14 protein-coding genes are annotated in these 15,217 nt (G+C 50.7%); 13 read left to right on the top strand and 1 reads right to left on the bottom strand.

The features are described 5' to 3' along the window. The 5 genes from Q4E40_RS15545 to hisB all read left to right on the top strand — a co-directional run. On the top strand, positions 1-1,617 hold a 1,617-nt coding region (locus tag Q4E40_RS15545; protein WP_303413449.1), incomplete at its 5' end, for an HYR domain-containing protein. A 365-nt stretch (positions 1,618-1,982) separates the two neighbouring features. Then, positions 1,983-2,834, top strand: a complete 852-nt coding sequence (hisG, locus tag Q4E40_RS15540; protein WP_303413448.1) for an ATP phosphoribosyltransferase — start codon at positions 1,983-1,985, stop codon at positions 2,832-2,834. Then, positions 2,834-4,123 (top strand): histidinol dehydrogenase, encoded by a 1,290-nt coding sequence (gene hisD, locus Q4E40_RS15535; protein ID WP_303413452.1) that lies wholly within the window; start codon positions 2,834-2,836, stop codon positions 4,121-4,123. The genes hisG and hisD overlap by 1 nt, the downstream gene beginning before the upstream one ends. Continuing rightward, a complete protein-coding gene (gene hisC, locus Q4E40_RS15530; protein WP_303413447.1) occupies positions 4,116-5,165 on the top strand; it encodes a histidinol-phosphate transaminase in 1,050 nt (349 codons plus the stop codon). Before hisD ends, hisC begins: the two co-directional genes overlap by 8 nt. Before the next feature lie 219 nt (positions 5,166-5,384). After that, positions 5,385-6,479, top strand: a complete 1,095-nt coding sequence (gene hisB, locus Q4E40_RS15525) for a bifunctional histidinol-phosphatase/imidazoleglycerol-phosphate dehydratase HisB (protein WP_303413446.1) — start codon at positions 5,385-5,387, stop codon at positions 6,477-6,479. Positions 6,480-6,554: 75 nt separating this feature from the next. On the opposite strand, the gene Q4E40_RS15520 is transcribed toward hisB, so the two are convergent. Further along, a complete protein-coding gene (locus Q4E40_RS15520) occupies positions 6,555-6,812 on the bottom strand; it encodes a hypothetical protein (RefSeq protein ID WP_303413444.1) in 258 nt (85 codons plus the stop codon). Positions 6,813-7,532: 720 nt separating this feature from the next. On the opposite strand from Q4E40_RS15520, the gene Q4E40_RS15515 reads away from it, so the two are divergent. The 8 genes from Q4E40_RS15515 to Q4E40_RS15480 all read left to right on the top strand — a co-directional run bounded on the left by Q4E40_RS15515 (position 7,533) and on the right by Q4E40_RS15480 (position 15,155). Then, positions 7,533-8,942, top strand: coding sequence for an anthranilate synthase component I family protein (locus Q4E40_RS15515; RefSeq protein WP_303413442.1), 1,410 nt, complete (start codon positions 7,533-7,535; stop codon positions 8,940-8,942). A gap of 1 nt (position 8,943) precedes the next feature. Continuing rightward, on the top strand, positions 8,944-9,507 hold the full coding sequence (locus Q4E40_RS15510) for an anthranilate synthase component II (protein ID WP_303413441.1): 564 nt from the start codon (positions 8,944-8,946) through the stop codon (positions 9,505-9,507). Positions 9,508-9,550: 43 nt separating this feature from the next. Then, complete coding sequence (gene trpD / locus Q4E40_RS15505) at positions 9,551-10,561, top strand: anthranilate phosphoribosyltransferase (protein ID WP_303413440.1); 1,011 nt, start codon at positions 9,551-9,553, stop codon at positions 10,559-10,561. A 45-nt stretch (positions 10,562-10,606) separates the two neighbouring features. After that, on the top strand, positions 10,607-11,431 hold the full coding sequence (gene trpC, locus Q4E40_RS15500; RefSeq protein ID WP_303413439.1) for an indole-3-glycerol phosphate synthase TrpC: 825 nt from the start codon (positions 10,607-10,609) through the stop codon (positions 11,429-11,431). Between the two features lie 18 nt (positions 11,432-11,449). Continuing rightward, positions 11,450-12,091, top strand: a complete 642-nt coding sequence (locus tag Q4E40_RS15495) for a phosphoribosylanthranilate isomerase (protein ID WP_303413438.1) — start codon at positions 11,450-11,452, stop codon at positions 12,089-12,091. 88 nt (positions 12,092-12,179) lie between these two features. Further along, complete coding sequence (gene trpB, locus Q4E40_RS15490; protein ID WP_303413436.1) at positions 12,180-13,370, top strand: tryptophan synthase subunit beta; 1,191 nt, start codon at positions 12,180-12,182, stop codon at positions 13,368-13,370. Then, positions 13,360-14,148, top strand: a complete 789-nt coding sequence (gene trpA / locus Q4E40_RS15485) for a tryptophan synthase subunit alpha (protein WP_303413435.1) — start codon at positions 13,360-13,362, stop codon at positions 14,146-14,148. The genes trpB and trpA overlap by 11 nt, the downstream gene beginning before the upstream one ends. Then, positions 14,145-15,155, top strand: a complete 1,011-nt coding sequence (locus Q4E40_RS15480) for a bifunctional 3-deoxy-7-phosphoheptulonate synthase/chorismate mutase (protein WP_303413434.1) — start codon at positions 14,145-14,147, stop codon at positions 15,153-15,155. The genes trpA and Q4E40_RS15480 overlap by 4 nt, the downstream gene beginning before the upstream one ends. The last annotated feature ends 62 nt before the right edge of the window (positions 15,156-15,217 follow it).

Below are 15,217 nucleotides of genomic sequence, written 5' to 3'. Positions count from 1 at the left end.
ACTGACGGTGCTGGTCTGACCGCGACCGCGACTCAGACCGTGACGGTCGTTGACGAGACTAATCCAACGATCACGGCAGCCAACGACCAGAGCTTAGGTACCGATAAAGGGTCATGTACTGCTAGCCTTCCAGTTTCTGATGCTACTTTCGATGACAACTGTTCAGGAAGCCAATTAATTTGGGTAATGACAGGTGCAACTACGGGAAGTGGAGATGGTCAGGTTGGAACATATACTTTCAATCAGGGTGAAACCACCATTTCCTATACCGCAACAGACGCTGCTGGTAACACAGCGAAAGATCAGATGAAGGTATCTGTGAAAGACAGTGAAGCTCCAGTTGTTACAGTTCCTGGTAATATAGTAGTTCGAACAGCTACTGATAAATGCGGAGCTGTTGTAAATTATAATGTATCCGCATCTGACAACTGCTCAAATGTATCTCCAGAAATGAAAGTTGGTCTTGCTTCTGGCGCTGTGTTCCCAGTGGGTACAACCACCGTGACCTACACAGCTACTGACGAAGCGGGCAACAAGACAGAAGCTAGCTTCACAGTAACCGTTGAAAATGCTAAGCCATCTAACTTAGTTGTTTCTGGCCCGGCTTCCCCTGTTCAGCAAGGAGCTGAAGTTACGCTGACTGCAACGTTTGACGATGACAACATACGTTCAGCAGTTTGGAATTGGGGAGATGGAGAATCAACGACAACACCTATTAGTGGCACTTCAATAACAGCCACTCACAAATATTCTGAACCTGGAGTATACTCTGTTGTGGTGACAATTGAAGATCATTGTGGAGAGAAAACATCTACCCATTACAACTATGTTGTTATTTTCGATCCAAATGGTGGCTTCGTGACAGGTGGTGGCTGGATTGATTCACCTCCAGGCGCCTATGTAGCTAATCCTTTGATTGTAGGTAAAGCCAATTTTGGATTCAACGCCAAATATAAAAAGGGTTCTAACCTGGTAGATGGTAACACTGAGTTCCATTTCAAAGCTGGTGATCTGGACTTCAAGAGTTCAGCACATGATGCAATGTCTTTAGTTGTAGCTGGGCATAAAGCGATCTATAAAGGTATTGGAACCATCAACAATAGAGGTGATTATGCCTTTATGGTTTCTGTTGTAGATGGTGATTTGAAAGGTAAAGCAGAAGCTGACAGATTCAGGATCAAGATTTGGGATAGAAAAGATGGTGCTATTGTTTATGACAACCAATTAGGTGCAGCTGATAACGCAGATGCTTCCACAGCTATAGGCGGCGGCTCCATCGTAATCCACGAGAACAAAGCACTTACTGCGAGTACCGGCAAGAAGCTTGAAGTAGCTGATCAATTGGAAGGTTTATCAATAGCCCGCTTCGACAACTATCCGAACGCATTCTCTGACAGAACGACGATTCGTTTCGCCTTCGATACGGAGCAGAGCTTTGCGCTGGAGGTATACGATGTGAGAGGCTCGCTAATCAGAAAGGTGGCGACTGGCAAGGCCGATGCAGGACAGGTATACGAGTACGAACTGGATGCCCGTCACCTGGCAGAAGGCGTGTACCTTGCCCGTCTGATCACCGGTTCTAAAGCACAAACCATCAAGATGATTCTCAAAAAGTAAGCTGACGCTTGCAGGGTCTTTTGGCCCTTACCTAAAAAGGCACCTGTCGTAACTGATGGGTGCCTTTTTAGGTAAGGGCCAAATTATGCCTCATACAAAACAATATTGGCGCTTGTTTGTATAAACCAAAATCAACTGTACCTTTGCAACAGCAGATGAGCAAAACCACGCTACATATCATTTCCTTCATTTCTACGGCAGCGCCTGTTGCCTGTGGTTCTGCTGCGCATCACCATCATTTCCATCATTCCTCGTAAGAGGAATCATACAATCATATAGCCCCCGGTAGGGTCTTTGCACCCTTTTTATACTTTGCCTCCGGCAAGGTCATTTGTATTTGTACCCATTTAATACATTCAACATATATGCTACGTTTAGCAATACAGAAATCCGGCAGGCTGAGTGAAGACTCGCTCAAACTGATCCGTGAGTGCGGCATCTCGTTTATCACCAGTTCGCTGAAACTCAAAACCGAATCAACCAACTTCCCGCTCGAAATTCTATACCTGCGCGATGACGATATACCAGGCTATGTGGCCGATGGCGTGGCCGACATAGGTATAGTCGGGGAGAATGTGCTGGTTGAGGAGGGAATGCAGCGCCTGGCAGTCGAGCAGCTCGGTTTTTCCAAATGCCGTTTGTCGCTGGCTGTACCAAAGGGCGACCCATACGAAGACATCAGCGACCTGCAGGGCAAAAACATTGCGACCTCCTATCCCAAATTGTTACAGGCATACCTCGACGAAAAAGGCGTGCAGGCCAACATCCATACCATCAGTGGTTCCGTGGAGATCGCCCCCAGCATCGGACTGGCGGACGCCATATGCGACATCGTGAGTTCGGGCAGTACACTGATCAGTAATGGTTTACGGGAGGTGGAGCGCGTGTTCAAGTCGCAGGCAGTGCTGATCGCGAATGGCCATCTGAATGCTGAGAAGCAAGAGATTCTGAATAAACTTTTGTTCCGCATCCACGCCGTACAGCGCGCTCAAAAAGCCAAGTACATTTTGCTGAACGCACCGAACGAGAAGATTGCTGAAATTAGCCTGCTGCTGCCGGGCGCTAAATCGCCTTCCATCTTACCGCTGGCCGAAGAGGGCTGGAGCTCGTTACATTCGGTTGTGAATGAAGACGATTTTTGGGAGATCATTGAGAAGCTGAAAGAGGCAGGTGCTCAGGGCATTTTAGTTGTACCTATTGAAAAGATGATCATATGATGCGCAAAATAGAATATCCGGCCCAGGCAGACTGGCAGGAGTTGGTGAAGCGGCCCACTCAAAATTATGATGATCTGGAAGCAGGTATAGCCCGGACTTTCCAATTGGTGCAGGAGCAAGGCGATGCTGCTCTGAAGGAGCTAACGCAAAAGTATGACGGTGTGAAACTGACCAGCCTCTTTGATACTCAGGAAGAGATCGCGACGGCAGAAGCGGAACTGTCCGCTGAGCTGAAAGAAGCCATTCTGCAGGCCTATAGCAACATACAGCTTTTTCATGCGCAGCAGGCCGAGCAGCCTAAACAAGTGGAAACCATGCCGGGCGTGACTTGCTGGCGTAAGAGCGTGCCGATCGATCGGGTGGGCTTATACATACCTGGCGGCACAGCGCCTCTGTTCTCTACTTTGCTGATGCTGGGTGTACCCGCCAAACTGGCTGGTTGCCCGGAAGTCATTTTGTGTACGCCACCGGCAAAGGACGGATCCATCCATCCGGCCATACGCTATACGGCCTCACTGCTAGGTATAGATCAGATCGCCAAGGTAGGCGGTGCGCAGGCCATTGCCGCCATGGCCTTTGGCACGGAGTCTATACCTGCCGTGAACAAGATTTTCGGACCGGGAAACCAGTATGTGACCGTGGCTAAGCAGATGCTCAGCAAGACGGGCGTTGCCATTGATCTGCCGGCCGGACCATCGGAGGTGCTGGTAATGGCGGATGATTCAGCTAATCCAGCTTTCGTGGCGGCTGATCTGCTTTCGCAGGCAGAACATGGCGCTGACTCGCAGGTGGTGCTCTTGACCACTTCTGCTCAGCTGCTAAACAGCGTAGCGCAGGAGCTTCAGGCACAACTGGACGTTTTGCCCCGTAAAGAGTTTGCCGCCAAAGCCTTACAAAACAGCTTGGGCATACTGCTTGGCAGCGTAGATGAGATGCTGCGCTTTTCAAACCTATACGCTCCGGAGCACCTGATCCTGTCTATCAGCAATTTTGAAGAGGTGCTGGACGAGATCACCAATGCAGGTTCGGTTTTCCTGGGCAACTACAGTCCGGAATCGGCGGGCGACTATGCTTCAGGCACGAACCACACCTTACCCACTAACGGCTATGCCCGGGCTTACAGTGGCGTGTCGCTCGACAGCTTTGTGAAGAAAATCACGTTTCAACACATCACCCCGGCAGGCTTGCGAAACATCGGTAAAACGATTGAGGTAATGGCTACCGCGGAGGGTTTGGAAGCCCACAAAAATGCCGTAAGTATCAGATTGAAGGAGGTGCAAAATGTTTAACCTGGAGAGAATCGTACGTCCGAACGTACTCAAAATGAAAGCCTATTCTTCAGCTCGGGACGAGTTTAAGGGGGCTGCCAGCGTCTTTGTGGATGCCAACGAGAATAACCTGGGAAGTTTGGCCGGAGAAGGATACAACCGCTACCCTGACCCGCACCAGAAAAAGCTAAAGGAGAAAATTGCAGGTATAAAAGGTATAAAGCCATCCCAGATTTTCCTGGGCAATGGATCTGACGAAGCCATCGATTTGCTATTCCGGATGGTATGCCGACCGGGACAGGACAGCATGCTGCACCTGCCGCCAACTTACGGTATGTATGAAGTGTCGGCCAATCTGAACGAAGTGCAGCTGGACGCGGTGCAGCTGACGCCAAACTTTCAAATTCCGGTGCTGGAAGTGCTGCGTCAGGTAAAGGCTACGACCAAGCTGATCTTCGTCTGCTCACCTAACAACCCGACAGGTAACCTGATCGAAGCGGAAAGTATCGAAACCCTGCTGGATAATTTCGACGGACTGGTGGTAGTAGACGAAGCCTACATCGACTTTGCTGATGCGCCGAGTTGGACTACCCGATTAGCAGACTACCCGAACCTTGTCGTGCTGCAAACTTTCTCCAAAGCCTGGGGTATGGCTGGCCTGCGACTGGGTATGGCCTTTGCCTCGGAAGAGATCGTCGCGCTGCTCGACAAGATCAAACCACCCTATAATATAAACGAAGCCACCCAGGAGCTGGCATTAAAGGCATTGGAACAAACGGAGCAACTGGCCTACATGATCGAGGAGATCGTGCAGGAGAGGGAAATGCTCGTGCAGGCGCTTCCGACTCTCGACGCCGTGGAAAAGGTATACCCATCAGACGCCAACTTCCTGCTGGTGAAGGTAAAAGAGGCCAACCGACTCTATACCTATTTGCTGGAGCAGGGTATTGTGGTGCGCAACCGTTCCAGTTTGCCCGGTTGTGAGGGCTGCCTGCGGATATCCATTGGCACCACAGAAGAGAATCAACAGCTGTTTCAGGCTATAGCAAGTTTTAAAATTTAATAGCAAGACACACGTATCAAGTAACAGGATGCCTTCAGTGATGACCAGATAAAGGACTTAAGACAAGGGAATTAAGGCTTTTGAGTTGCTGCCAGACTGTTTGTTCGGATTTGCAATCTGATGCCTCGTTTGTAAATGATCATTTGTCGGGTAGTCTAAAGTGCAGTTAATTCTGATGATATCGAGATACATGTGTCGCGAAACGTGATACGAAAAAATATGAAAAAAGCATTATTCATAGACCGGGACGGCACCATACTGGTAGAGCCGAAAACGGATTTCCAGGTTGACTCTTTTGAGAAATTCGAGTTCTTGCCAAAAGTGATCCGCAACCTCCACAGGATCTACACGGAACTTGATTACGAGTTGGTCATGGTAACCAACCAGGATGGACTCGGCACCGATTCCTACCCGGAGCACACTTTCTGGCCATATCAAAACAAGATGCTCGATATACTGAAAGGAGAAGGTATAGCATTCGCGGACATCCTGATTGACCGGAGCTTTGAGCATGAAGGTTTGGAGACCAGAAAGCCAGGTATAGGTATGATGAAAAAATACCTGTCGGGGGAGTATGATCTGGCAAACTCTTACGTGATAGGAGACAGGCTGACGGATGTGCGGCTGGCTAAAAACTTGGGAGCTAGGGCTATATTTATAGGTGAGAACACGGTAGAAGAAGCTGCCCTGAGCACCAGCGACTGGGACGAGATCTATACTTTCCTGAAACTACCGGCGCGACGTGCCATGATCAGGCGCCAGACAAATGAGACGGATATTGCCATTGAGCTGAACCTGGATGGAACGGGCAAAATGGACATTCACACCGGCCTTGGTTTCTTTGACCACATGCTGGAGCAGCTTGCCAAGCACGGCAAACTGGACCTGAGCATACAGGTGAAAGGCGACCTGCACATCGATGAGCATCATACCATCGAAGACACCGGCCTAGCCCTGGGAGAAGCCTTCCTGGTAGCCCTGGGTGATAAAAAAGGGATTAGCCGCTATGGGTTCCTGCTGCCGATGGATGATGTGCTGGCCCAGGTGGCCATTGATTTTAGCGGAAGGCCCTGGATAGTTTGGGAGGCTGATTTCAGGCGCGAGAAGGTAGGGGACATGCCGACAGAGATGTTCTTTCACTTTTTCAAGTCGTTCAGCGACGCGGCCAAGTGTAACCTCAACGTGAAAGCCGAGGGGCAGAATGAACACCACAAGATCGAGGCGATCTTCAAGGCGTTCGCCAAAGCGATACAGGTAGCTGTGAAGCGCAATCCGGATGACAACTCTATACCTAGCACCAAGGGGACTTTGTAAATGCACTGTAAATAAAAAGGCTGACTGTAAGTTAACAGTCAGCCTTTTATCTGGTTGTAAGCGGTTGGTTGCTATTCAGCAGGCGCGCAACCAGTCGCTGGCTGCCTCTATGTCATCAAAAGTTCTGATAAAGCTTTGGTCTTCTGTGCAATTGAGTGTTTTGTCAGCAGAAAGTCGGCTAAATGCGCTGGGAGAGTATACCCAGGCAAAGCACTCCAGCCCGGCAGCCTGCATCCTCGGGAGCCAGTCCTGGCCCACCCACCGGGATGCCCCTGACCAGATCCCTTCCACGTTCGTATTGTCGTTTAGTACTTTGGTGCAGTTCAATTCCATCAGAATTTCCAGAATTCTTTCACAGCCAGCCACCACGGTGTCATAATTTTGGTAGCCGCGCCAATTAACATACAGCCAACCCTCTATATGGTTGAATTCAATGAGAATATTACTTTGTCGATGTAAAATTTCGTTTCTAATCAATTTCATAAACTCTCTCAGATACATTCCGCTCTATCCCTGTTTGCTCCATCCAGGTGCCATACTAAACCATTGACCAGGGACAAATACATACAAGTGGAATTGATACTTCTCAAAAACCAGACCCAATCAACGTCAGCTTGGTAAGATGCTCCAAATAACTGGCAAACAAAGGTTAATTGCAGAGGATGCCTCCGGTGAGGATTGCCTTGATTCCCAAATATGGAATACTTTCTCCCAATGCCCGACTCCGTGCACTTGGTCTGGCAACCTACAGTGCTTGTTCAGAGACTCTGGAGGGGTATCCTGGACCATACGATCAGAAAAATATTGCCGAAAGAATTTGTATTCCTCGCTTTAGCCTTTACCTTTGCAACACAGGGTTTTTGTCCCTGCTTTCAAAAAAGCACATGATCCAAAATTTTCTTCATACTGCATGGTGGTGGCACGTTACGCAAAGTTCCGTGAACAGCCCTGCTATGTATATTATGAAGAAATAGTATAGTCTATAGCCAAAGGTATAAAAGCCTGCTGTTCGCCTGAACAGCAGGCTTTTTTGTTTTTAATTCTATCTGAAAGATGACAAAGTATAAGATCACAACGACGCATAAACGCCTTTTGGCCGACACGCTCACACCGGTGAGTGTATACCTGAAGCTGCGCGACCGTTTCCCGAATAGCATTCTGCTGGAGAGTTCAGACTACCACGGGGCGGAGAACAGCTTCTCTTACATCTGCTGCAGTCCAATGGCGAGCATTAAGGCGGAGAATGAAGTCCTGACGGAAGCATTTCCTGATGGCCAGCTCACCTCCACGCCAATCGACAAGGATGTAAACATACCTGCCAGGCTATCGGATTTTGCCTGTAGATTTGAGACCGGCCAAAATAGCTTCAACTTTATCAGCAATGGCTTGTTTGGCTACATGAACTATGATGCCGTGCGCTATTTCGAAGACATCAACCTTGATTTGAGAGCCGACCGTCAGCAGATGCCCGACCTGTACTATGCCGTTTACCGCTACATTATTGCCATCAACCATTTTACCAACGAGGCCTTCATCTTCTCGCATACCTATGGGACGGAAGAAGAGCATGGCATCGCACAGTTGGAGGCATTGCTCAACAGCCGCAACATTCCGAGCTATACCTTTAGGTCGATAGGCGAGGAGGCTTGTAACATCAGTCGGGAAGGTTTTTTGCAGAACATCAAGCGGGCAAAGTCGCATTGTTTCCGAGGCGATGTTTTCCAACTGGTGCTTTCCCGCCGCTTTGAGCAGGCCTTTCAGGGCGATGACTTTAACGTCTACCGGGCGCTCCGCTCTGTTAATCCCTCGCCTTACCTGTTTTATTTTGACTACGGCAGCTTCAAGATATTCGGCTCCTCGCCAGAGGCGCAGCTGGTGATCAAAGACGGCAAGGCCAGTATTTTCCCGATAGCGGGCACTTTTCGCCGGACCGGTGACGATACTGCCGATGCTGCCCTGGCTGAAGAGCTTTTAGCCGACCCGAAAGAGAATGCCGAGCACGTGATGCTGGTGGACCTGGCCCGCAACGACCTGAGCCGAAACGGCCATCAGGTAGAGGTAGAAACTTTCCGGGAGATACAATTTTACTCGCACGTCATTCACCTGGTGTCAAAGGTGTCCGGGCAGCTGCACAAACAGGAAGATTCGCTCCGGATGGTAGCCAGCACTTTCCCGGCAGGTACGCTTTCGGGTGCCCCCAAGTACAAGGCCATGCAACTGATCGATCAGTACGAAACCACCAACCGCTCTTTTTACGGAGGCTGCATCGGTTTCATGGACTTCAACGGCAATTTCAACAGCGCCATCATGATCCGGTCCTTCCTCAGCAAGGACTACAAACTCTTTTACCAGGCCGGAGCCGGTATTGTGGCGGCATCAGACGAAAACAGCGAATTGCAGGAAGTGGACAACAAACTAATGGCTTTGCGAAAAGCCCTCACCTTAGCACAGGAGATCAACTAATATGAATGTTCTGGTAATCGACAACTACGACTCCTTCACCTACAACCTCGTGCACCTTTTGCAGGAACTTGGCGCTGAGGTGACCGTGCGACGAAACGACAGGATTAGCCTGGAGGAAGTGGCTCAATTCGAGAAGATCATGCTCTCACCGGGCCCCGGTATACCGGACGAGGCCGGTTTACTGAAGGAGATCATCCGGGAGTTTGGCCCAAACAAAAGCCTGTTCGGAGTATGTCTCGGGCATCAGGCAATAGGTGAGGTGTACGGCGGCAAATTACTTAACAGCAACCAGGTATGGCACGGCATCGCTACGCCTGTTGAAGTAGTTTGCAAGGAAGAGGCGCTCTTCCAAAACCTCCCTCAACAATTTAACACGGGTCGCTATCATTCCTGGCTGGTTGCGCAAAACCTGCCCGACTGTCTGGTGCCAACGGCTGTGGATGAAGCCGGCAACATCATGGCGCTACGCCACCGCGACTTTGATGTGCGTGGCGTGCAGTTTCACCCGGAATCAGTACTCACAGAATACGGGCGGGAGATGATTGAGAACTGGTTGAATAGTTAAAAGTTAAGAGTTGAAAGTCGAGCTACTTGATAGGCAAAGAAAAATGAAAGAAATACTAAACCACTTATTTGAACATAAAACGCTGAGCCGGGAGCAGGCGCGGGAGGTGCTGAAGAACATTGCCGCGGGCAGGTATAACCAAAGCCAGATATCGAGTTTCCTGACAGTCTACATGATGCGCAGCATTACAGTGGAGGAATTGGAGGGTTTCCGCAATGCCTTGCTGGACCTCTGCCATCGGGTGGAGCTGGACGCCTACGACCCGATTGACCTGTGCGGTACGGGTGGCGATGGCAAGGATACCTTTAACATTTCTACGCTATCTTCCTTTGTGGCAGCGGCCAATGGTGTTGCGGTGGCCAAGCACGGCAACTATGGTGTCTCTTCTTCCTGCGGCTCATCCAACGTGCTGGAGGCCTTGGGTATACAGTTCACCACCGACACCGATAAACTGGAGCGCAGCATTGCCGAGTATAACATTTGCTTTTTGCATGCACCCCTTTTCCATCCGGCCATGAAGAGTGTCGGCCCGATCCGCAAGGACCTCGGCGTGAAGACGTTCTTCAATATGCTTGGTCCGATGGTGAATCCTGCTTTCCCAAAGAAACAGCTGGTGGGCGTGTTCAGTCTGGAGCTGGCCCGCATGTTTGGCTACCTCTACCAGCAACAGCCCGACATCAGGTATAGCATCCTCCATACCCTGGACGGTTATGACGAAATCTCCCTCACAAGTCCCTTCAAAGTGATCGCAGACAGCAAAGAGCAATTGCTTGATGCCAGCGATCTGGGACTTGGCCGTCTGGAGCACAGCCAGATCAAAGGGGGAGCAGGTATAGCAGAGTCCGCTGAGATCTTCCTAAAGGTGCTGAAAGGCGAGGGCACAGCTGCCCAAACCGATGTGGTAGCCGCTAACGCAGGTATGGCCATCAACTGTGCGCGTCCGGAAACAGCTATACCTGATGCCGTAGCGCTGGCTAAAGAAACACTGCAATCAGGCAGGGCCTATACCTTATTTAGCAAGCTGATAAACGACCAAAAGTTGGTGACGGCCTGATCGTTTTAACTTCAATAAATACCCAAATCTGTAAATCTGAAAAACATGAACATACTCGACCAGATAATCGCCCATAAATATAAAGAAGTTGAGGAACGCAAGGCGCTTTACCCGGTGAAATTGCTGGAAAAAAGCCTCTACTTCGAAACACCTTGTCTGTCGCTGGAGCGCTACCTGTTGCGACCGGATAAGAGCGGCATCATTGCCGAGATCAAGCGCAAATCCCCTTCCAAAGGCGATATTAATCCTTACGTGTCAGTGGAGCGCACCTCCATCGGCTACATGCAGGCGGGCGCTTCGGCACTTTCTATCCTGACGGACACCCACTTTTTTGGAGGTAAGAATGAAGATTTGATGATCGCCCGTAAGTATAATTACTGCCCGATCCTAAGAAAAGACTTTACAGTTGACGAGTATCAGATCGTGGAAGCCAAGTCTATCGGCGCCGATGCCATTTTGCTGATCGCGGCGGCACTGGAGCCAACCAGGCTAAAGCAACTGGCCGCCTTCGCACGCTCTTTCGGGCTGGAAGTCTTGTTAGAGGTACATTCCCGGCAGGAGCTGGAGGCTTCTCTGTGTGAAGAGGTGACCATTGTGGGCGTCAACAACCGCAATCTCCAGACTTTCCAGACGGACGTGGCTTTGTCTCTGGAGTTAGCGCAATACATTCCGGCAGGTATGACCAAAGTATCTGAAAGCGGATTGAAGTCGCCGGAAACGTTAATTGAGCTGCAGGAGGCGGGGTACAATGGTTTCCTGATCGGGGAGACCTTTATGGCAGACGGCAGACCGGAACGTGCCGCCGCTGAGTTTATCCGCCAGCTGCGTCAGCTGCAACAGAACGTTTCGCTTGAGCAGGCACAGCAATAGGCTCGTACCACATCCATAATGAAAGACCTGAAAATAAAAGTTTGCGGCATGCGCGACCCGGATAACATCCGGCAGGTAGCCGCGTTGCAACCCGACTACATGGGCTTTATTTTTTATGAAGGCTCCAAACGCTACTGCGAAGGTTCCATAACTCCGGAGCTTTTAACTGAATTGCCGGCAGGTATAGAGAAAGTTGGGGTGTTTGTAAATGAAACGACTGAAGTTATTCGAGATATAGTCCAGAAATATGGTCTGGATCTGGTGCAACTCCACGGTCGTGAAACGCCCGGCCAGTGCCGGGACTTGCAGGAGGCTAGTATACGCCTGATCAAAGCCTTTTCGGTAGACGATCGCTTTTCCTTTGAGAACACCTTGCTCTACGAACGCTACTGCGATTACTTCCTCTTCGACACCCGCGGCAACAACTACGGTGGCAATGGCACTGTCTTCGATTGGGAAATGATGAAGGGCTACTTCTCACCTATACCTTATTTTTTGAGCGGCGGCCTCAATCTGGAAAATCTGCAGAGCAAGGAGTTCGAAAAGCTACGTCCCAAACCTTTCGCCATAGATGTGAACAGTGGCTTTGAACTGGAGCCGGGGCTGAAGGATATGGAGAAGCTGAAGAAGCTGTTTAGCTTAATAAAAGAGAATAACTGAACTAACTGTCATCTCGACGATAGGAGAGATATTGATTTGAAAGGATTCAGATTGATTCCTCAGGTCGAAATGACAAAAAGATAAAAATATGAAATACTCAGTTGACGAAAATGGATTTTATGGCAGGTTCGGCGGGGCTTACGTGCCGGAAATGCTATACCCCAATGTGGAGGAACTGCGTCAGAACTATTTGAAGATCATGGCAGAGCCGGATTTTCAGGAGGAAATGCAGAGTTTGCTCCGGGATTATGTAGGACGGCCGACGCCCCTTTACTTTGCCAGGCGCCTGTCTGAGAAGTACAACACCAATATCTACCTCAAGCGTGAGGACCTGAACCATACCGGGGCGCACAAGATCAACAACACCATCGGGCAAATCTTGCTGGCCAGGCGACTGGGCAAGACCCGCATCATTGCAGAGACAGGGGCGGGGCAGCATGGGGTGGCCACGGCGACTGTTTGTGCGCTGATGAACCTGGAGTGTATCGTGTACATGGGTGAAGTAGACATTCAACGGCAGGCACCTAATGTGGCCCGAATGAAGATGTTGGGTGCTACTGTAGTTCCTGCCACAAGCGGCAGCCGCACCCTAAAAGACGCGACCAACGAAGCCATCCGCGACTGGATCAACAATCCGGAAGACACTTATTACATTATCGGTTCGGTAGTAGGTCCCCATCCATACCCCGACATGGTGGCCCGTTTTCAGGCGGTGATCTCAGAAGAGATGAAAGCGCAGCTGCTTGAGAAGACCGGCAGCGAGAACCCGGACTATGTCGTTGCTTGCGTGGGCGGTGGCAGCAATGCGGCGGGTGCCTTTTACCATTATCTGGATACACCGGAAGTGAAGCTGGTAGCTGTGGAGGCTGCCGGCTTGGGTATAGATTCCGGGGAATCCGCCGCCACCTCCGTGCTAGGCAAAGAAGGCATCATACACGGTAGCCGCACCTTGCTGATGCAGACAGAAGACGGACAGGTAACAGAGCCATACTCCATATCTGCCGGGTTGGATTATCCGGGCGTTGGTCCGCTGCATGCACACCTGCACCAGTCTGGTCGTGCCATATTTGAGAGTATTACTGACGAGGAGGCTTTGCAGGCAGTGCTGGAGTTGACACGACTCGAGGGCATTATACCTGCGCTGGAAACAGCTCATGCCCTGGCTGCAATCGGCAGGTTGGGCGCGAAGCCGAATGACGTGGTGGTGATCAACCTTTCCGGACGCGGTGATAAAGATTTGGCAACTTACTTAGATAGATTCAACTTCGATGGAAAATAGAATTCAGCAACTCTTTGCCCAAAAGCCAGAGGGCCTGCTCTCGGTATACTTTACGGCGGGCTTTCCGAATTTAGAGGATACGGTGCCGATCATAATGGAACTGGAGAAAAACGGCGTAGACCTAATCGAGATTGGCATGCCTTTCTCAGACCCCCTGGCTGACGGCCCGACCATACAACAAAGCAGCGAAGTAGCGATCCGCAACGGGTTGTCCATCCCGAAGCTGTTTGAGCAGCTGCAGGACATCCGCCAGCATACCCAGATTCCGTTGGTGCTGATGGGCTACCTGAACCCGGTGATGCAGTATGGTGTGGAGCGCTTTCTCTGCAAAGCCAGTGAATTAGGTATAGACGGCTTGATTCTGCCGGATCTACCTTTATCAGATTATGTGCGGGAGTACAAAGCACTGTTCGAGCAAAACGGCCTCAGCAACATTTTCCTGATCACGCCGCAGACGCCGGAGCAGCGCATCCGCGAGATCGACACCCACACCAATGGCTTCATCTACATGGTGTCTTCAGCTTCGGTGACGGGCACTACTACAGGTCAGTCGGTGACCAACACGGCCTACTTTGAGCGGGTAAGCGGACTAGGCTTGCGCAATCCGGGCATCATCGGATTTGGCATCCATAACCACGACACGTTCACACAGGCCTGCAACCATGCCAGCGGCGCCATCATCGGCAGTGCCTTTATCAAGGCCTTAACGAAAGCGGGCAGCCTCGAAGAGAACATCAGCACATTTATCCAAAGCATCAGACAGAACGAAATCGCATGATCATACAATTGCAACAAGGTATACCGGCCGAATTACTGGAAGTTATCCTGCAGGAAGTCAAAGGTATAGGCTTCAAGGCCAACGAAGTAAAAACACAGGACGCACATTACATCGTCGGCATCGGCAAGAAAGATTTTGACATCCGCACGCTGGGTCAGCTGCCGGGTGTGGCCGACATTCACCGCGTTTCAGACGAGTACAAGCTGATTTCCCGCAAGTGGCGCGTTAATCCGACACTGATTGATCTGGGTGACGGTGTGGTGATCGGTGAGGGCAACTTCAGCATTATGGCCGGTCCGTGCTCCATAGAGAGTGAGCGGCAGATCGAGCTGGTGGTGGAGCACCTGAAGGCCAACAACGTGAAGATCATGCGGGGTGGCGTGTTCAAGCCGCGCAGTTCGCCTTATGCTTTCAGAGGAATGGGGCTGGAGGGTTTGCGCATGTTCCACCAACTTTGTAGCCAGAACGGCATTAAGATCATCACGGAGGTGATGCAGGTATCGCAGATCGAGGACATGATGGATTTTGTGGACGTGTTTCAGGTGGGAGCCCGCAACAGCCAGAACTTTAATTTGTTGGATGCGCTGGGAGAGGCGCAGAAACCCGTATTGCTGAAACGTGGCATCTCCGGAACGCTGGAGGAGTTGCTGCAGGCTGCCGAGTATATCTTCTCGAACGGAAACGAAAAGATCATGCTTTGCGAGCGCGGTATCCGCTCATACGAAAGCGCCTACCGCAATGTGCTCGACCTGAACGCCGTGCCGGTGCTCAAAGCCAAAACCCACCTGCCGGTGATCGTGGATCCATCGCACGGCATCGGCCTGCGTGATCATGTAGAACCGATGTCGCTGGCTGCCGTGATGGCCGGAGCCGACGGCGTGATCTACGAAACGCACCAGAAACCGGAGGAGGCTTTCTCGGATGGACAGCAGACGGTGAATTTTCAGGAGTCAGAGCGTTTGATTAAACGGATGCGGCAGGCGTACGCTCTGCGGGAGAGCTTTTAAATGATGGCGAGAGTGTCCTCGCTCGTGACGGTTATGGTGGGGCCTCTGGGCCAGGCACAGCT

Source organism: Pontibacter coccineus (assembly GCF_030546575.1).
GTDB lineage: Bacteria > Bacteroidota > Bacteroidia > Cytophagales > Hymenobacteraceae > Pontibacter > Pontibacter coccineus.
The sequence above is the reverse complement of the archived record's forward strand: the minus strand, read 5'-3'. Positions and strand labels throughout refer to the sequence as shown.